Below are 19,121 nucleotides of genomic sequence, written 5' to 3'. Positions count from 1 at the left end.
TCTTCGCTTCGGCTTAATTGAGACTGTTTTTGATAATGTCGGAGATGTTGAACTGACGTAGCTGGTCAAGTTCCTTAATCCGTTGGTCTACCTTATAGAATTCTTGAGAGTAGTATTCCCTGCGTTGGAGATCAGTTGCAGGGTCAAGTTTTCGCCACTGCTCCAGGCAATAACGCCGATGTTGTTCGTAGGAGACTTTCTCCATACAGGCTGTCGCAGCTTGAATTAACAGAGGAGTACGGACGATATCCTCTTGTCTCTTCTCATCTAGATGAAATAGATGTGCGACGCGACGCATCTGTTCAGGGAATTCCATGCTGCGTTCTTGCAAGCGTGAAAGGAGGGGATCGGAAACATGAGGGGATAATGGAACGGGGGGTTGCAGTTCTAAGATTTGCTGCCACAAAAATCGGTGGTGAGAGAGGCTGAAGAGTAAATCTTGTGCTTCTATGGTGTCGATGATCGTCTGCCGATATTCGGGGCGGTGGAGGTAGATGAGCAAGAGTAACGCTTCGGCTTGTTCTAAAAGCGTCTGTTCTCCCAGGACGCGTAAGTTGACATCGGTGTTCTTTTCTGATTTTTTAGGCGATCGCGGGAATGATTTGTGGCTGGAAGCTGTGATTGGCTTCTTGAGTTGAGCCTGCAAATTTTCGATAAATAGGGGTACTAACTTGGTTTTCCCTTGGCTCAAGATTTGGGCACAGTGGTTGATGTAATAGGTTCGCTTGTTCAGATCCTCTAGTTGGTTGAGTAACTTCACCATACTTTGAGCCACTTGCTGAAACTGATCCGCTTGGTTGAGGTTTTGATTGATCAAAAGTTGGTCAATCTGCCAATCTATCCAGAGGGAGGCCGTGTTGAGCTGTTGTTGGTATTGTTGGGCGGCGTCGCGATGTCCTTTGAGGAATTCATCCGCATCTTTGCCATCCGGCAAGTTGAGGACTCGGAGTTGGACTTGTCCGCTATAGACTAAAGAGGCAATTTCCTCGATCGCACGCAAAGAAGCCTGTGTTCCGGCTTTATCTGCATCAAAATTGAGGATAATCTGCTTGGATTCGGTGTAACGTAGGAGTAGCTTGACTTGGTGTTGACTCAGGGCGGTACCGAGTGAGGCAACGGCATGGGTAATGCCAGCAGCATGAAGTGCGATCGCATCAAAATAGCCTTCTACAACAACGGCTTTGTCTTGCTTACTAATGGCATCACGCGCTTTATCTAAAGCAAATAAGGTTTTGCCTTTATCAAATAGGGGGGTATCTGGGGAGTTGAGATATTTCGGTTGCTCATCTTTTAGGGTTCTCCCCCCAAAACCAATGATTCGCCCTTGCGTGTCGTGGATGGGAATCATTAGGCGATCGCGAAAGCGGTCATAATAACCTCTATCCTCTTTGCGGGGTGCAATTAATCCCGCTTGTTCCACCAGGTGTACGGGTTTGCCTTTTTGCTCCACCAAGTACTTGTACAGGGTTTCCCAACCACCGGGTGCATACCCTAGCTGAAACTGCTGAATCGTTTCCTCTGAAAGACGCCGCTCAGATTTCAAATACTCTAGTGCCACCTGTCCTTGCGGTTGCCGGAGAGCGTGTTGATAGAATGCGGTGGCTAACGCCAGAATCTCATAAAGTTGCTCTCGCAGTGACAACTGACGCTGCAATGACTCCCGTTGTTCGGGTTCCAGGGTTTTTACGGGTACCTGATAGCGCCGTGCCAAATCGAGGATAACGTCACTAAAGGAACGCTTCCCCACTTCCATCAAGAACTTAACCGCATTCCCACCCGCATTGCAGCCGAAACAGTAGTACATCTGCTTACTGGGACTGACGCTGAAACTGGGCGTCTTCTCATCATGGAAGGGGCATAACCCAACATAGTCCTTTCCGCGCTTGCGTAAGACAACATGATCCGAGACAACATCATAAATGTCAGCCCGTTGTTTAACGTCGTCAATGGTGTCGGGATGCAGGCGGGGGATTTCCACTTTGTCGGTGAGTGAGGTCGATCAGGGTAACTCTAAGCGTAACTCTATAAGTTATAAGCGAAAGCCAACACTAATGAGATTCACCAATGAGAGTAAAAGCCGCCCAGTTTTTAGGGTTGGGGTGTTGTTTGAGGGTAGTCAGCATCGCTTGTCGCAAGGCTTGGGCTTTATCAGGGTTTTTCTGGAGATTTTGGTAAAATTCCGTCAGCCGATGCGGTGAAAATCCTTTTGCCATCCGGACTAAAACTAGCCTTTGTGACTTCGTTCTGATGCTGTAGTTGAACTAATAGCCTGCCATTTGTATCCCACACTCGGGCAGTTTTGTCACTGGATGCGGTGAGAATAAGCTTACCATCGGGGCTAAAACTGGTACTGATGACTGCTCCTTGGTGTCCGTGAAGTTCAGTTACCAGCTTGCGTGACAAATCCCAGACACACACAGTACTGTCACTCGATGCGGTAACAATGCGTTCGCCATCCGGGCTAAACCTAACACTGTTAACACCACCCTCATGCTGTTGGAGTTTCGCTAACAGCTTGCCCGAAACATCCCATACCAGAGCGACTCTGTCAACAGATGCGGTAACAATTCGCTGTCCGTCGGCGCTAAAACTAGCACTCAACACGCTGTCCACCAATGTTGAAACACTGAAGGCAAACACAGGGAGAAACAACAGACCAATTTTCTGGAGATGCATCAATCTCAATTAGGGTGGTGGGATTGGCTAGAGACAGCCCTAAAGGGCGATTACTCGGAAGGGTAGCGAATAGGCGATCGCTTGGCGCTGCCCCCTTGGGACAATCGCAATTATCTACTCGAAAGCCTATATCTCACACGCATAAACTTATGCATATAAATTATTTTTTATGCCGTTCACAAATTAGATGGCTTGAGGATGAACGGGAATAGGGCTAGCGGTTAGCCATCGAAATCCGTATCCTAAATGAGTGAGTGCGAGTGCTAAGCAAAGCGCCGAGGAAAAAGCGAAAAGATGGGACGCATATTTATTTCTGCCGGTCACGGTGGCATGGAACAAGGTGGTCGCGACGTAGGGGCGATTGTGGGCAGCACGAATGAAGCCCAAGAGATGATTTTACTGCGTGACTTAGTGGTGCCAGAGTTGCGATCGCGAGGGTTTGAAGTCCTCTCTGTCCCCGATGACCTGAGTGCCAGTCAAACCATCCAGTGGATTAATGCTCGGACTCGTCCCGGCGATGTGGCGCTGGAAATTCATGCTGATTCCTTTTCCAATCCCGATGTCCGAGGAACGACGGCTTTTTACATCGCCAATAACACCGAGCGCAAGAAACACGCAGAGATGTTACTCCTGGCTGTAGTGCGACGCCTCCCTCAACTGCCCAACCGAGGTGCAAAACCTGACACGGCTACGGGTATCGGACGGATTGCCTTCTGCCGTGATACGACTCTCCCCTCAACCTTGCTGGAGGTTGGATTTCTCAGTAACCCAGATGATCGATCTTTATTACAGACTCGACGCCGTGATGTGGCACTGGGGATTGCCGATGGACTGGCGGCTTGGAGTCGTGAGATTTCTGGGACTCAGCCAGGGACTGGCTCGAATCCGACTTATCTGCCCATCAATATTAATATCAATAATCAGGCTTATCTTGAGCAGGGTGTCTTAATTAACACCAATGCTTATATCCCCGTTGACTTGGTGGATCGACTGGGAATTAATTTAGCCAATGATCCGAAGGTTCGGCGCGTTCAATATCGGGGTGTAGTGTATGTTAAAGCGCTTGAATTGCGGGACTATCACATCTCCGTTAGTTGGGATAATTCCACACGCACTGTAATTTTGCGATCGATTTTAGCCATCTGCCCCGGTCAAATTGACCGAATTATGGGGCATGGCAATACCTCGGAAGTGCAGTTGATGATGTTTCTCAAAGCCAACAATGAGAATGCTCTGACTCAGTTTCCCGACATACCCAAACTGTATCGAGAAGAGGCCACGATTGAGGGCGTCAACTATGACATTGCCTTTAGTCAAATGTGTGTAGAAACCAACTACCTCCGCTTTGGCGGTGAGATCAAAGCCAGTCAAAATAACTTTGGCAATTTAGGAACTGTGGGTGGAGGAACGGAGGGGGCAACCTTCCCTAGCGCCCGACTCGGTGTTCGCGCCCATGTGCAACACCTGAAAGCTTATGCCAGTTTAGAGCCGTTGGTACAAGAACCGATCACTCCCCGATTTGGGTTTGTGCCGCGTGGGATTGCGCCTTTAGTCAGTCAGTTGAGTGGACGTTGGTCGGCGGATTTGCAATATGGCGATCGCATTATGGCAGTACTTAAGCGTCTCTACGAGTCAGCCGGTTTGCTGTGAGCGAGAAACACAGGTGTAAAAGTCGCTAACCCTCCTGGTTCATCTCATATTTACCCAGATGAGATGCTTCCTGTTGATGATGCAGACTAAGCTGTCTTGAAAAAGCGGATAATTTCGCGAACATGGTCGAGAAATTGTCCATCTGTAGTTAGTTGTGCGATCGCATTTTGGGCTTCTTTAGAAAGACGCTCGTGCTGAGCTTCGTTGGTTGCTCGTAACTGTTCAATGGATGTCGCTAGCTGAGCTAACTCTTTACGAGTCTCTCCCTGAAAATGTTGATTTGTGGCTACCCAGGAGTAAGGTTCTTCTGGATCAAGTTGCTCTTCGATGCGCTTGACGGTTTCTTCTAGCGTCGTGAAGCGGTTTCGTAGTTCCCAAATATCTTCTCTGGGATAAGTCAATTCTTGCCGAATCATCGCTAAGCGGGCGGCAAGATATTCATAGGTTCGTATCGCTGGACGCAGAACGGTGAGGAGTAACGCGGCACCAGAACTGATATAACCCACTACACTGATACCCGTAGCGGCGAGGGTGTAAAGTCCGGCGGCTGAGAGTAAATGCAGCGTAATGGCAACAACGAGCGATCGCTTGGCGACTACCTTGGCATACTCGACTTGCTTCTCATCTACCTTTATCTCTTTTTGTGCCGACGCCGCCGCCTCATCTAAAACCGCTTTGGCCTCAAAGTGTATATTCCACGGCACAGTGACAATTACCAGCAGCCACTCGAAAATCGCGATCGCAATTACCCAATCTATAAAGCTACCGGCAGGCACATGCAACCCTTGCAGCACCCCAAACGCCAACAAAACTAAAACGCCAAGTCCGAAACTCAAACCGATGAAGTTGTAGTACATTTGGGTCAGTCTCAATAGAAAACATAGCATTATCCTGACGAGCTGTGATAGCGACAGTATGTCAAGTTGTGCTGGTTGTTAGAGTTTCACACCGGAGTTTGGTCAATATCGTCCAAAACCGCCTTTGCCCTTCCCTGGGCAGTGGACATTCTTCAAATTGTCACAATAACAGCCCAGCTTGATCGGATGCTAGACGGTCAGGATGTGGTATGTTTACTCCGACGCTCCCACTAGACCTCTCAACTATCGTTTGATTCTGCAAACAGGGTCAATTGCCACAGAGGCGGGAGAATCATTATGCCAGTTTCCCACTCATCTCTCAACCTTAACAGTTCTTAAGAGAGAAGAATAAAAACGACGGCATCTAGCAAGTGTGGAAACTTTTGAGGATGAGATTCATCAAATAATTTGAACAAAGAATTTTCCCATTACACAAAAGCTTATTTAATTTTGCAGCGAGAGACACAATGAAAACTTCGTTTCGAGGGACAGTAGCGGCGTTTGCCACAGTTTTAATCTCCATCATCGGTGCAGGCACCTTAGCCAAGGCGGCTACCTTTGGTAAACAAGAAGTTGACCAAAACAAATTTATTGCCGTCGCTGCACCCTATGGTACCAATCAGCATCAACTGCTGCTCATTGAGCAAATTTCATCCCAGCGCCAGTGCTGGAGTGAAAGTGGTAGCAATCCTGTTGCTGTCGAGCCACTACTCCTAAACTTTAACTTTTCAGGTATCTGTGGACGCAGTACAGACGCGAATGGCTATTCCATGCGCCTAGCGGATGAAGATTTGGGGTTACAGTACCTCTTGAGCATTGTTCAGCGCAATGGTGAACTGCAACTGGTAGGCAAATCCCGAACGAATCGCACAGCCCCAGATATTGTCATCGGCAGAACACGGGGTATGACGAATGGCTTTGCCAAAATCTTTCTCGAACCCGGTTGGCGGTTGACGAAAAGAACCTACGAAGGAAAAACACTCGGTCACGTTTATCTCACCAATGATTTGACTTTAGCCAGCATTAGCAGTTCTGGTAATACCGGAACGGGTTCTGGAACAGGTACGGATACAGGTACGGGCACAGGTACAGGTACGGGCACAGGTACAGGTACGGGCACAGGCACAGGTACGGACACAGGTACAGGTACAGGCACAGGCACAGGCACAGGCACAGGCACAGGCACAGATCCCACCACCATTGCGTTCCGAGACATTGCCTCCGATGTCTACGCTTCGGAAATTAACCAGGCAGTGGCATTGGGCTTTGTGGCTGGGTTCAGAGAAGATAATACCTTCAGACCTCAGCTTGCCTTAACCCGAGAGCAACTCGTGTCGATGGTGATTGAAGCATTGGGTAAGCTACCGGGTGCAAATTTCACGGTTCCCACTCAAGTTGCAACCTCTCCCTATCCTGATGTGGCGGCTGCACGCTGGAGCGCAGCAAAAATTCAATGGGCGCGAGACAATAAAATCGTCAGTGGCTATACCGATGGTACGTTTCGACCCACTCAAGCTGTGACTCGTGCAGAACTCATGGCGGTACAGCGACGGGCGGCTGAATTTGCTCAAACGCTCCAAGGACGCCAAGCCACCCTAAATCCGAAGCAGTCTGCCCAACAGTTTTCCGACACTCAAGGGCATTGGGCGGCTTCGTTGATTAGTCAAATGTCTTCCTATTGTCGAGTGGCTTCTCCAGTTAACGAAACGGGTAGTGCATTTTCCCCAGATACTCAAACTCGCCGGAACTACGCCGCTGCCGCAACGCTGCGGATGCTCAACTGCGTGAAATCTGAGTCAACTACTACTCCCTAAAGCGATTTTGAGTGGTATACCGCATAGGTAAGGGCACGATATTATCGTGCCCCTACAAAAATTTATGGTCAACGAGTCCATTACCCATTACCTAACTAACCACTCACTCGTGGCAGAGTAACCCTAAAGGTTGTGCCCAAGCCAACCTCACTTTTTACAGAAATCTGACCGTGATGTAAGTCTACACATCGTTTGACAATCGAGAGTCCTAGCCCTGTCCCTTTGATTTTACTTGCGTTGGCAGCTCGGTAAAACGGCGTAAACAGTTCTCGTTGGCTGTCTACAGGAATACCAATACCCTGATCGTGAATATCAAAGGTCACTATTTTATCTTTACAGGCAAGTTGAAAAAGCACTTCTCCTCCTTGAGGAGAGTACTTAATCGCATTTGAGATCAGATTAGTTAAGATTCGCCGCAGCAGGTTCTCATCCATACAGACATGGGTACATTCTCCATGCATGGTGAAACAAATTGTATGCTGCCTGCCAGCATTAAGCTGCAACTCTTCAATTAAGCGGCGACAAAATTCTAGTAAATTAAGGGGAGCTGGCTCAAATTCCAATTTTCCGGCATCAGCTTTACCAATAACTAATACATCATCCAATAATTGGGTCATCTGAGCGACTGAAGTTTGAATTTGATGAAAATGTTTGCTTTTTTTCCCATCCATCGCATCCCGGCAATAACGCTGCAAGAGATCGTTGGAAGAGTTGATGGTTGCCAATGGTGTGCGGAATTCATGGGAAGCAATGGAGATAAATTGGGATTTCAGTTCGCTAATCTCCTTTTCTTTTTCTAATGCCTGACGTATGCTTTCTTCCGCTTTATGACGACCCAGCGCAATTTCAATGGTCGTCTGTAATTCTTTTTCTTCAAACGGCTTGAGTACGTAACCAAACGGTTCGGTGAGCTTGGCTCGTTGAAGTGTATGGCTATCGGCGTAGGCTGTCAAATAGACCACAGGAATATTAAAACGATTCCGAATTTCTTGAGCGGCTTCGATCCCATCCATGCTACCTTGAAGCATGATATCCATCAGAACTAAATCTGGCACAAGTGCAGCCGCGAAGACGATCGCTTCTTCTTTTGAGGCAACCACAGCTGGAACTTCGTAATCCAAGTCTTTGAGGGTGTTCTCGATATCGAATGCAACGATTTCTTCGTCTTCCACTACCAGGATTTTAGCTTTGGACATAATTAATAAAAGGCAGTTATACCGTTTCTATTTCTGTCTGCCAAATAAGATTGGCGGGTCATTGGTCATTAGTTATTAGTCATCGGCTTGGGGTTCTCTAGGTAAATGCTGAACGTTGAACGTTTAACATTAAATGTTGAACGCTCAATGCTGAAGGGATAAACGAACCCGCCTGCTCACGTTTCATCGATTATCTATTACTGTCGGAGGCTGGGTAGCCTGTCGTTAGCAAACTCCTGTTAGAAGGTTGTTCTTCACTTAATTTTTGAATGCAGGAGTGGGAAGATTGACAAACTCTCAACCACCAAGCGACGGAAATATTAAGTATATCTTAATATTGATTTCCCGGAATAAGAAGTCGGAAAAGTCTCAATTTATGCCATGGGGGGGATGTTAGTGACCCATTTCATTCATGAGGCAAATACGAGATTAAATTCAGTTCCCTGACGGCGGTTGAGTTCTAGGCTACCTCTTATCTGCTTAGCCAATCGACACACCAACTGTAAACCAAGGGAGCTAGTGTTGCGAAAGTCTAAGTTTTCTGGCAAACCGATGCCATTATCCCTGACGGTAAGGATAAACTGCTCTGTGTCTACTGGCGCATTGCATGACGACGCTCCGAACTGAAGCTTAAGACAAATTTCACCCCCTTGATTCCCAGGAAAGGCGTACTTGAGAGAGTTACTAACCAGTTCATTAATAATCAAACCACAAGGTATCGCTGTATCAATAGGGAGTGGAACTGGCTCCACATTAATTTTAATCGTGATAGCGGGTTGATGAATGTCGTAAGAACGACATAAATGCTCAACTAGGGTTGTAATGTATTCCTGGAAGTCAATTTGAGCTAAGTTAGAAGATTGATAAAGCTTCTCATGAATCAGCGCCATGGCCTGCACTCGGTTCTGGCTCTCTTTGAACAATTCGAGAGTCCACTGGTCTTGAATTTGCCTTGATTGCAAGCGGAGTAGGCTGGAGATAATCTGTAAGTTATTTTTGACGCGGTGGTGAATCTCTTTGAGCAGGGTTTCTTTTTCCAGCAGGGAAGCTTGAATTACCTCTTCTGTCTGCTTACGTTCCGTAATATCTTCAATCATGGCTAGGGTAAACCTGGGCAAACCCTCTTGCTCTGTGAGAACTGTCACTGTAAGATTCCCCCACATGAGTTCACCATTCTTCTTGAAATAGCGCTTTTCTAGGCGGTAGCTGTCGATCTTACCAGGATCACGTTGCTCCAAGTCGTGCAAATCTTGCGGCAAATCATCGGGATGGGTGATTTGGTCAAACGTGAGAGATACGATTTCTGATGCAGAATATCCCAGTAACCGACACCAGGCGGGGTTCACCTGAATAAATTGATGGCTCTGGAAGTCGATGAGAGCCATACCAATGGAAGCATCTTGGAAGATTTGACGGAACTGTTGTTCACTTTCGCGCAAAGCCTCTTCTGCCTGCTTGCGCTCGCTAATGTCGGTGGTTGAGCCTACCATTCGCACGGCACTCCCAGCTTGATCCCAAACCGCTTGTGCCCGTCCCAAAACCCATTTATAATTGCCATTCTGGCAGCGCAGACGGTACTCTACAGCATAATCGGGTATTTTCCGAGTCAGATAATCGTGGTTGACTTGCATCACCCGCTCAAAATCATCGGGATGGATGCGCCTTACCCAATCATCATTGTCGTCCCCAAGTTCGTGGTCTTGATAACCGAGTATTTCTTTGTAACGAGCCGAGCGGAAGACTTTGTTGGTTTTTAGGTTCAAGTCCCAAATCCCCACATTGTTACCCTTGACAGCTAATTGCCAGCGTTCTTCACTCTTTCTTAATTCCTCTTCTACCCGCTTGCGATCCGTTACCTCCTGCTGTAGCTGCTCATTCGCAATACTTAGTTGTGCCGTTCGCTCTTGCACTTTGGCTTCCAAGGTTTGGTTTTGCTGTTCAATGTGTTCAAAGAGGCGATGCTTGGCGGCGGCTTCGCGATCGCGTTCCTGTTCAGCTCGTTTGCGAGCCGTGATGTTTGTTGCTGTGATTAGCACATAGCGCGTCCTACCATCGGGTGATAGTAGCGGCTTCTTGATCGTCTGTAAATAATGAACTTCTCCAGTTGGGCAGGTGAGGATTTCTTCAGGAATGAACTTGGATTGCAACAAACTCATGACTTGCCGATCGTCGTGAAGATAATGCTCGACTTCTGCTGGATGAGAATTAAAATCTCTATCCGTCTTTCCGATTAGGTCTTCAACCGTTGTGCAATACATGTCCGCAAGGGCTTGATTGACCAGCCTAAACCTTCCCTCCCAATCTTTGACAGCAATCAAGTTTGGGTTTGTATCGATGACATTACGCAGAAACTCCTTTTGTCTGCTGAGTTTCTCTTCTGCCTGCTGGCGATCCGTAATATTGATGCTGGTACCAGTTAACTGATATATCTTAGACTGTGCATCTCGGAGTGGAGTGAGGGTGGTGAGCCACCAAGCCTCTTTGCCTTCAACGGGCAGGCACTCTTCGTAAGAAATGGTGGTTCCGGCTTGAACACACCGAGCATAGTTGGCAGAAACCGCCGCCGCCGCAGTTGGAGGAAGTACTTGTTCCGGTGATTTGCCTTCGATGTCCTCGCTGCGTAGTCCACTTATTTGCTCATGGGCTGGGTTTAAGCCCGCAAAACGGAACTCACCGGATGGCAGCACATCAACGACAAAAATTGCATGGGCTGCACCCTCATAGATGCTGTGCAAAAATTCTTCACTCGCTTGCAGTTTAGCCTGTGCCTCTTGCCGTTGGGTTACTTCTGCGTGGAATGCATCAACAGCTTGTGTTTGCCCAATGGCGATCGCAACCTGCATGGCGATTTGTTGGAGCAATTTTACCTCTAATGGCTGCCACGACCGAGAACTGGAACAATGATGAGCAATGAGCAATCCCCATAATGGATTTTGGTTTTTAGATTGTGGCATTGGATGCTTGGGCAGGATGGGAACTACCAGGTTTGCCCGGACTTGGAACTGAGTGAGAAATTCAAGGTAACAGGGCTGCATATCAGGGGTGTAAATGTCTTCAATCGCCCTAAAGTCACCCTGGTTGTAAGCCTGTGCCCAGTGGTGGGCAAAACAGGAATCATCTATGGTTTGGTTCAGTATTGGTGTCCAGTTAGAACCAACCGACTCAACCACGACAACGCCACTCCCGTCAGGATCGAAGCGATAAATCACGACTCGATCCGTCTGAAGGATTTTCCGTACTTCCTCAACGGCTATGTTCAGAATCGTGTTTAATGCTTGGGATTGAGCAATGCCAGACGCGATCGCTCCAATGCAGTCAAGAATTTGCTCACAAACAAGGGACGGCTCAGACAAACGGCTGAGTGGCATGGCAACCTCTACAAAGGTTAAGTATTACAATATGTAACAATTTGTTGACATTATTGTCACTGACTGTTTTGTACAGTAACCACCGAGCCTGAACATTACCTTTGTTTCGGGTTAAGGAATCACATAAGTGCGCCAACTCACTGGGGAACTATTGCCCATACGATCAGGTATAACCAGACGCCAAGTTTTACCTTCCGGCTGCCGTTGCAAGTAGACATCAAAAGGACGCTGTTGTTGAGGAAGCTGTTGAGAAGGTAAGTTCACTTTAAAGCTGTAGGTACCCCAGATGTGAAAAGTGGCTAAATCATCCAGAAACAAAGGTTCTAATTGCTTGAGTGTAACCTGAGTGATTTGAATTTTGGGGGGGATAGATTGCAAGCGTTGAGTGAGTCGTTCTTGGGTTTGATTGACTTGGAGAGCGATCGCTTTTTGCACCAATTGCTTATTCGGTGCGAGTCCAAGGGGGGGCGTGTTTGCCCCACAAGCGGTCAGCGCAACCAAGAAAATCGCTGTTAAAACAAGGCTTACGATTAATCTTGCGGCTCTATGCATAGGACTTCAAACGATAGGATAAGCAGTGGTTGTCTCATTTTTCCTCACCCATCATGACAAAAAAGACTCTTGGGCTTGATCATCCACTCTACGATTACCTTTTATCCGTTTCCCTGCGAGAGTCAGATATTCTCCGACAACTGCGGGACGAAACCGCCCATCTGCCGATGGCGATGATGCAGATTTCGCCGGAACAAGGTCAATTTATGGCGCTGCTGGTGCAATTGCTCGGTGCGACAAAAACCTTAGAAATTGGGGTATTTACGGGTTACAGCTCCCTGTGTGTGGCGATGGCACTGCCTCCTCAGGGAAAAATGGTCGCCTGTGATGTGAGTGAGGAATACACCACGATTGCGCGTCGTTACTGGGAAGCGGCTGGGGTAGCCGATAAGATTGATTTACGATTAGCACCTGCACTGCAAACCTTGGATGAACTCCTCACCACTGGACAGGCGGGAACCTTTGATTTTGCCTTCATTGATGCGGATAAGGCCAATTATGAGAAGTATTATGAGCAATCGCTGGAGTTAATTCGCCCTGGTGGTCTAATTGCGATCGATAATGTTCTGTGGTCAGGACGAGTTGCGGACTCTCAAGTAAAAGATAACCAAACCAACTCAATTCGCGCTTTTAACCAGAAGTTACACCAAGATCAACGGGTAACGCTAAGCCTTGTCCCGATTGCGGATGGACTCACCCTAACCCTCAAGCGTCCGTAAGTTTAAGTTATAGCAGAAGGCAGAAGGCAGAAGGCAGAAGGTAGAAGGCAGAGGGCAAAAGTACAAGGGCAGAAGGTTCTCACGTTTAAAAGCGTGGGATTGAAAAAGGATGTTTGGATTCAAGAGACGATTATCATCTCTTTTCCCCAACTTTTTTCTTTGAATCGTGGGCTTTTCTCCCCAGGAAAGAGAGTTCTTTTTTCTTCTTACCTTCTGCCATCTGCCTCCTGCCTCCTCGTATGAGCTCCGGTACCTTTCTTGGTGATGAAGGCAGATTTGCGATTAACCTTTAATAGCGCCTGCGGTTAGACCCTGAACAATTCGCCGTTGGAAGAATAGCACGAGCAATACTAAAGGTAACGTCCCCAAAACTGTGGCGGCGGCAATGGCACCATAGGGAAGTTCAAAGACGGATGTTGTACCTAATTGAGCGGTAGCAACAGGAATCGTCTTCATCGATTCACGGGTAATAAACGTGAGGGCGAAAATAAACTCATTCCACGCAAAGATAAAAGTCAGTACCCCAGTTGTTACCAGTGCCGGAACCGTCATAGGTAGCAAAATTTGGGTCAACATTTGCCAGGTGTTGTAACCATCGACCTTAGCAGCATCTTCTAATTCCACAGGGAGCTGGAGAAAGAAGCTCCGCATGATCGAAATGGTTAAAGGTAAGTTGAGCGCTATATAGGGGATAATTAAGGCCAGATAGTTGTTACCCAATTTTAGGAGCTGGATAACTTCTAGTAACCCCAGAAAGAACAAAACAAAGGGGAATAAAGTAATCGATAAAATGCCTGCCAGGATAATATTTTCACCAGGAAGGCGTAAGCGTGCGAGAGCGTAAGCAGCGGGTGTCCCAATCGCTAAACAAAGAAATGTAGAGACAAGGGAAACAAAGAAACTATTGAAGATGTATCGAGCAAAAGGACGACGCAGGAATAAGTCAATATAGTGCTTGAACGTATACTGGCTAGGAATATAGACGTTGGGAACAGCGGAGATATCCTTATTGATCTTAATGGATGTAAGTAATTGCCAGAGAATCGGCGCGAGACAAAAGATTAAGAGCAAGAAGATGCCCAAGGGTAAGATAACCTGCTTGAGGACATTGATTTTACTGGCCTGAATTTTCGGAGCTGGAGCATTGGGAATTGCAGTCATAAACTATGCCATTTTCATTACTTACGATTAATTCATCCCGGAAATCTTGGCACGATATTTACTGAGGAAGAAACTACCCATCAGTACGACAGCGACCAGGAATAAAAATGTCACCACAACTAAAGCTGCTCCATAGCCAAAATCTAGATAGCGCATAACTGTGGCATAGATATAGAGAGATACCACTTCAGTTGCTCCCCCAGGCCCACCCCCCGTCATGACTTGGATGAGGTCAAAAACCCCAAAAGCTCCAGCAAAACGGAACAGCAATACAATTAAAATTTGCGGCATCAATAGCGGCAGCGTGATGGTTGTAAAACTTTGCCAAGGTGTTGCACCATCAATCGCATGAGCTTCGTAAAGGTCTTCAGCAATCGATTGCAAACCTGCGAGGAGCAAAATACTAATAAAGGGCGTAGTCTTCCAAACATCGGCAGCAATGACAGCCATCATGGCGGTTATTGGATCTCCCAACCAGTTGATTCCAGTTTGAATGATTCCCAAACGCATTAAGATGTCGTTCCAAACCCCAAACTGGTCATTAAAAATCCATGTCCAAGCAAGTCCTAAAAGTGCGGTAGGCAATGCCCAGGGTAAGAGGGCAACGGTTCGGACTAATGCCCGTCCTTGATAGCTAGGATTTAAAATTAATGCGATCGCCATGCCAAAAATCAGTTCCAGGAGAACGGATACTGAGGTGAAAAGGATGGTGTTAGATAGACTTTGCCAAAAGCGCCCATCCCCCATCATCCGCATGTAATTGTCTAAACCGGAAAAGACTGGTTGTAGCTGTGTCCCCAAATTTTGCGTGAACAAACTTAAGCCAAATGAGCGCAAAATGGGATAGGCAAAAACCAGTAATAGTAACAGCAAAGCAGGGGCTAACATCAGCCAGCCTGTCCTCTGTTCTTGTAAGCGGATGGGGTCGGCTTTCATCAGGGTTGAAGGTTAAAGGTTGAAGATTTGGAGGAAAAATTGAAGGTTAAAGATTAAAATCAGTTGTGTAGCCTGCAATCTGCTACATTGCAACCTTTAACTCTTTAGCAGATTACGTGTTTCATTTGCCGCAGATTTCATCGTTTTTTCCACACTGAGGCTTCTATTACTGAGAGCAGCATTGAGGTAGCGCTGCAAAATATCAGACGCTTGAGCATACTGAGCAATGGGTGGACGTAAGACAGCACTTTCTACTAATTTTTGGAATTTTGGGTAGTGCGGATATTTGGCAATAATCTCTGGGTCGCTAAATAAATCCCGTCGGCTGGAAATACTCGCGGTTTCCAATGTGAACCGACGCTGTGCTTCTTTGCTAGTAAAGTACTGAATGGCTTTCAAAGCTTCTTGAGGATGTTTGGAAGTTTTAGCAATTCCCATACCCCAACCCCCTAAGCAAGCCCCACTTTTTGCACCTGGAATATGAACCATGGGTTTTATCCCAACCTTGCCCTTAATTTCTGAACCCGCTTCATTCGCAGTCGCCCAGACATAAGGCCAGTTACGCAAAAATGCTGATTCACCACTTACAAATAAACGTCGGGTGTCTTCTTCTCGGTAACTTGTAACTCCAGGAGGTGAAATATTTTTGTCGATCGCGCTGCGTAAAAACTCAACCGCTTGAATCGCCTCTGGTTGATCGAGTCCAACTTCGTTGGTTTCTGAATTCACCCAAAAGCCACCGAAACCTTCTAGAATTTCGACAAACATCGCAGGCAATCCTTCGTATTGAGCACCTTGCCAGACATAACCCCAACGAGTTGCTTTTTTCTCCTGCAATTGTTGAGAAGTTTTGACTAAATCCTCAAACGTTTCTGGCGGCTTTGCTCCAATTTGTTCCAATAAATCTGTACGATAGTAGAGCATTCCGGCATCGGAACGGAGTGGGATTCGGTATAGCTTGTCTTTGTAACGACCCGCCTCCACATCCTTGTCCATAAAGGCTTTCAACTCGTCCTCAGAAATGCGATCGCTCAGGTCTAAAAGCCAGCCAGCCGCCGCAAATTTACCTGTCCAGATCACATCCATGTAAACCAGATCATAGGGCGAGTCACCCAAAATGAAAGCCGCCGTGTACAGGTTTTCTGTCAAATCTGTTGCGTTGGGTGCCTCAATAATCTCCAGATGAATACCAGGGTTTTCTTTCTCGAAATCCTGGACAATTAACTTCTTCCAATACGAAACTTCCCCAGCATTAATGAGGGCGGTGATGGTTACGGGTTCCTGTGTCCGTGCAGGTTGCGCCCACACCTGAGACATGAGAATACAGGAAACAAGTAACCCCCAAAAAACATAAGATCTAATTTTTTTGCCTGCTTTTTTTAGACTTATTTCTAACTTATTAATTGGGTTCATTTTTGAGACAGATACATAGCAAGCATCAATTTAGCTATTCAAGGATTAAATGTAGATGTTAAAAACTATCGTGATGGCAAAAATTAAAAATTTGCTTATCACGATTCAGTCATTTACTGCAAGTCAAAATGAGGGCGATTTTGCCCTACGCGTTGAATCGGCTATCAACGCATTCTTGAAACATTAATCCTCAGAAAATCTTTAAACAAATCCTAGAACACTCATTCTGTACTGATTGGCTGAAAGTACATTGGCAGAAATGAGATGCAACCCATGCCCAGAACTTATCCAACCACTGTTGTAGGCTGTGCGCTACCTTAACTTAATCCCTTGCTCAGTGGCAAGCCTTGTTTAATTTTTCTCAATCTTATCCTTGACGGGCATCTATTTAGGGGAGCGACAAAGGATGCATTCCAAAGTTGCATCAATAGTTTTAAGCTGGGGTTGGCGCTGGGAGTACCGTTATTGGTAGCCAAACAACAGCCCAATCCCTCCCAGTGCGACCAACACCCCCAAAAATGCCCTAGGGCTAACGATTTCACCCATGGCGATCGCAATGGGTAGGACAAATAAAGGACTTGTGGAAAGGAGCGCTTGGGCAATTCCTGTTGCTGTATATTTCAGGGCTGTTTGTTGCAGCATAATTCCTAAGTAAGTGCTGAACAAAGCCGTGATAATAATAATCCCTAATAATTGTTTCGATTGCAAAGGTTTAAACGCAACTTGAGACTCTTGTTTAAACGGTATCCACAGCAGCAAAACCACAACACAAGCTATTAGGCGCAATAGCGTACTCCATAGAGGGCTAATGTTTGTGTCTGCCAAGGCGGCGCGGGATAAAACGGCTCCATTGGCCTGTGCCAAAGCTGACACTAGGGCAAAACCAACGCCTCGAAGTGAGTTTTCGGTGTTCACGGGAGTTCCCGGCACCCGCTCACTAATCACCCAAGATACTCCCAAAACAGTGAGAAAAATCCCCATCCAAGCACCTAAACTCAAAGCTTCCCCCAAAAAAAGCAGGGCGATGAGGGCGGATAAGGGGGGAGCCAAAGCTTCCAGTAACAGGGTTCGTCTGGCTCCCAAGTGGTTCAACGCCTCAAAGTAAAAGGTGTCGCCTAAACCAATGCCAACGGCACCGCTTAACAGCAGGTATCCTAAAGCAACAAGATTCATGTCCGTAGGCCAGTAGTTGCCTTGCACAAGCAGAGTTAAGGCAATCAAGGCGATCGCAATTACGCCTTTGCTCAAATTTAAGGCTAGCGGCGGTATTTTTTGGCCTAGGTGAGCGTAAATGACCGCAGACAGCGCCCACAAAAAGGCGGCACCTAAAGCCGCCAGTTCTCCATTGAAGTTTGTAATCGGAAAATTCAAGAACATTCTCGTCGCTGTTAATCGAATTGTGTTGAAACAAAACTACTCAAAGCCTCCCAATCATGCCAGGAGTTGTATGAAAATCGGCTTGTCATTGATTGCTGAATCGCCTGATTCACTCACCTGACTGGGTGATTTTTAATCGCTCAAACTATGAGATGTTAAGAAGATACAGTAGTCTCAGTCTCCTGACTTGTCTTTTTGACTTGTTTGGGTTCCGGTCGATAGGCAATAATTTCTCTTTTTTGTGAGTCTTGATAGCCTGTAGAATTCGTCATATAAAATCACCTTTTTGGGAAAGTTAATTCATCACTTTACCCTCGTAAGTTAAGCTTAATTATGATTGAATTGGCTAGCAAAACATGCTATTCATAGTAGATATGAATAAAATCGATAGAAAGAGAATAATTGGATAGCTTTTGCAAAAAATCATAAATCGTTAGCCTAACTGCTATGAATAGAATCAATCCCTATAAGTTAAAAATCTCTCAACTGCGTGCCTTAGTGGCGATAGCAGACCACAAGAATTTTAGTGAGGCGGCTCTACACTTAGATTTATCCCAGTCAGCCATCAGCCATGCGATCGCCAACCTGGAAGATGAATTGGGCGTGCTGTTGCTCTCGCGAGGACGCCACGGCGCACATCCAACGCCTGTAGGCGAACGGGTGATTGCTCAATCACGTCAAGTCCTACAACTTTTAGAAGGGATCGTCAAAGAAGCTAATCGGGAAAAAGGCTTACATGGTGGGCAGGTGCGAATTGCGGCTTTTCGCAGCGTGGCAACCCATATCTTACCCAGCGTGATTGCCCGGTTCCGCCGCCAATTCCCAGCCATTACGGTGGCAATTACTGAGTTTGATGATTTTGCTGGGGTAGAACAATCGTTGCGCGAAAGTCATGCTGATATTGGCTTTACCTATCTTCCCTCAGGAGAAGAATTTGAGACTTGGGAACTGCTACGAGATGACTACGTTGCCCTACTCCCACCCAACTCTGGGTTTAGAAGCCCTAAAATTACTTGGGAGCAGTTAGCCGCCTACCCATTAATCGTGCCCGCTACCAATAGCTGCTCGCTCAAAATTCGTAACCATTTGAGGACGGCGGAATACCCCTTAAAATTTGCTTATGAAGTTCGGGAAGATTCGACGATTGTCAGTATGGTGATGCAAAATTTAGGAGCCGCTATTCTTCCGCGACTTGCTGCCGAACCCGTACCCCCAGGAATTCAAGTGTGCAGCCTACCCGTTCCTTTACAAAGAATTATTGGGACAGCAGTTATTACAAACGCCCTTCATACTCCAGCGGTTTATGCTTTTTTGGACGCTCTAAAAAACCTAGGAAGATTTAGTACGAAAGCAGCGGTTTAGTTGACCGATGGAGAGATTTTAAACAGACAAAAAAGCTGAT

At 46.7% G+C, this 19,121-nt stretch carries 15 protein-coding genes; 4 read left to right on the top strand and 11 right to left on the bottom strand.

Annotated elements, in window-relative coordinates:
- Nucleotides 1–13: 13 nt before the first annotated feature.
- The 3 genes from dnaG to NDI48_05205 form a co-directional block, all read right to left on the bottom strand.
- Entirely contained in the window at nt 14–1,978 is a 1,965-nt protein-coding gene (gene dnaG / locus NDI48_05215; protein MEP0830606.1) for a DNA primase, read from the bottom strand.
- Nucleotides 1,979–2,048: 70 nt separating this feature from the next.
- Nucleotides 2,049–2,123, bottom strand: a complete 75-nt coding sequence (locus NDI48_05210; GenBank protein MEP0830605.1) for a hypothetical protein — start codon at nt 2,121–2,123, stop codon at nt 2,049–2,051.
- A gap of 25 nt (nt 2,124–2,148) precedes the next feature.
- Nucleotides 2,149–2,676 (bottom strand): WD40 repeat domain-containing protein, encoded by a 528-nt coding sequence (locus tag NDI48_05205; GenBank protein ID MEP0830604.1) that lies wholly within the window; start codon nt 2,674–2,676, stop codon nt 2,149–2,151.
- Between the two features lie 294 nt (nt 2,677–2,970).
- Here NDI48_05205 and NDI48_05200 point away from each other — a divergent pair, with 294 nt between their 5' ends.
- On the top strand, nt 2,971–4,326 hold the full coding sequence (locus NDI48_05200) for an N-acetylmuramoyl-L-alanine amidase (GenBank protein ID MEP0830603.1): 1,356 nt from the start codon (nt 2,971–2,973) through the stop codon (nt 4,324–4,326).
- Between the two features lie 86 nt (nt 4,327–4,412).
- On the opposite strand, the gene NDI48_05195 is transcribed toward NDI48_05200, so the two are convergent.
- The gene (locus NDI48_05195) at nt 4,413–5,183 is read right to left on the bottom strand and encodes a hypothetical protein (GenBank protein ID MEP0830602.1); all 771 of its coding nucleotides are present in this window, start codon (nt 5,181–5,183) and stop codon (nt 4,413–4,415) included.
- Between the two features lie 467 nt (nt 5,184–5,650).
- Here NDI48_05195 and NDI48_05190 point away from each other — a divergent pair, with 467 nt between their 5' ends.
- Nucleotides 5,651–6,997, top strand: a complete 1,347-nt coding sequence (locus NDI48_05190) for a DUF3747 domain-containing protein (GenBank protein MEP0830601.1) — start codon at nt 5,651–5,653, stop codon at nt 6,995–6,997.
- Between the two features lie 95 nt (nt 6,998–7,092).
- Here the strand turns inward: NDI48_05190 and NDI48_05185 are convergent, their stop codons facing one another.
- The 3 genes from NDI48_05185 to NDI48_05175 all read right to left on the bottom strand — a co-directional run bounded on the left by NDI48_05185 (nt 7,093) and on the right by NDI48_05175 (nt 12,113).
- Nucleotides 7,093–8,193 carry an ATP-binding protein gene (locus tag NDI48_05185; GenBank protein ID MEP0830600.1) on the bottom strand — a complete coding sequence of 367 codons (1,101 nt, stop codon included), beginning with the start codon at nt 8,191–8,193 and terminating at the stop codon, nt 7,093–7,095.
- Nucleotides 8,194–8,603: 410 nt separating this feature from the next.
- Nucleotides 8,604–11,561, bottom strand: coding sequence for a PAS domain S-box protein (locus NDI48_05180; GenBank protein ID MEP0830599.1), 2,958 nt, complete (start codon nt 11,559–11,561; stop codon nt 8,604–8,606).
- A 111-nt stretch (nt 11,562–11,672) separates the two neighbouring features.
- Nucleotides 11,673–12,113 (bottom strand): hypothetical protein, encoded by a 441-nt coding sequence (locus tag NDI48_05175; GenBank protein ID MEP0830598.1) that lies wholly within the window; start codon nt 12,111–12,113, stop codon nt 11,673–11,675.
- Nucleotides 12,114–12,166: 53 nt separating this feature from the next.
- Here NDI48_05175 and NDI48_05170 point away from each other — a divergent pair, with 53 nt between their 5' ends.
- A complete protein-coding gene (locus tag NDI48_05170) occupies nt 12,167–12,832 on the top strand; it encodes a class I SAM-dependent methyltransferase (GenBank protein MEP0830597.1) in 666 nt (221 codons plus the stop codon).
- Between the two features lie 282 nt (nt 12,833–13,114).
- Here NDI48_05170 and NDI48_05165 read toward each other — a convergent pair whose 3' ends face one another.
- The 4 genes from NDI48_05165 to NDI48_05150 form a co-directional block, all read right to left on the bottom strand.
- Nucleotides 13,115–13,993 (bottom strand): carbohydrate ABC transporter permease, encoded by an 879-nt coding sequence (locus tag NDI48_05165; protein MEP0830596.1) that lies wholly within the window; start codon nt 13,991–13,993, stop codon nt 13,115–13,117.
- Between the two features lie 27 nt (nt 13,994–14,020).
- Entirely contained in the window at nt 14,021–14,929 is a 909-nt protein-coding gene (locus tag NDI48_05160) for a sugar ABC transporter permease (protein ID MEP0830595.1), read from the bottom strand.
- 96 nt (nt 14,930–15,025) lie between these two features.
- Complete coding sequence (locus tag NDI48_05155) at nt 15,026–16,246, bottom strand: ABC transporter substrate-binding protein (GenBank protein ID MEP0830594.1); 1,221 nt, start codon at nt 16,244–16,246, stop codon at nt 15,026–15,028.
- Nucleotides 16,247–16,804: 558 nt separating this feature from the next.
- Nucleotides 16,805–17,719 (bottom strand): DMT family transporter, encoded by a 915-nt coding sequence (locus NDI48_05150; protein MEP0830593.1) that lies wholly within the window; start codon nt 17,717–17,719, stop codon nt 16,805–16,807.
- Between the two features lie 447 nt (nt 17,720–18,166).
- Here NDI48_05150 and NDI48_05145 point away from each other — a divergent pair, with 447 nt between their 5' ends.
- Nucleotides 18,167–19,081: a LysR family transcriptional regulator gene (locus NDI48_05145; GenBank protein ID MEP0830592.1), complete on the top strand. Its 915-nt coding sequence runs from the start codon at nt 18,167–18,169 to the stop codon at nt 19,079–19,081.
- The last annotated feature ends 40 nt before the right edge of the window (nt 19,082–19,121 follow it).

The organism is Microcoleus sp. AS-A8 (assembly GCA_039962225.1).
Taxonomy (GTDB): Bacteria; Cyanobacteriota; Cyanobacteriia; order Cyanobacteriales; family Coleofasciculaceae; genus Allocoleopsis.
Note: the sequence above shows the minus strand (reverse complement) of the source record. Positions and strands in the feature narration are given on the sequence as shown.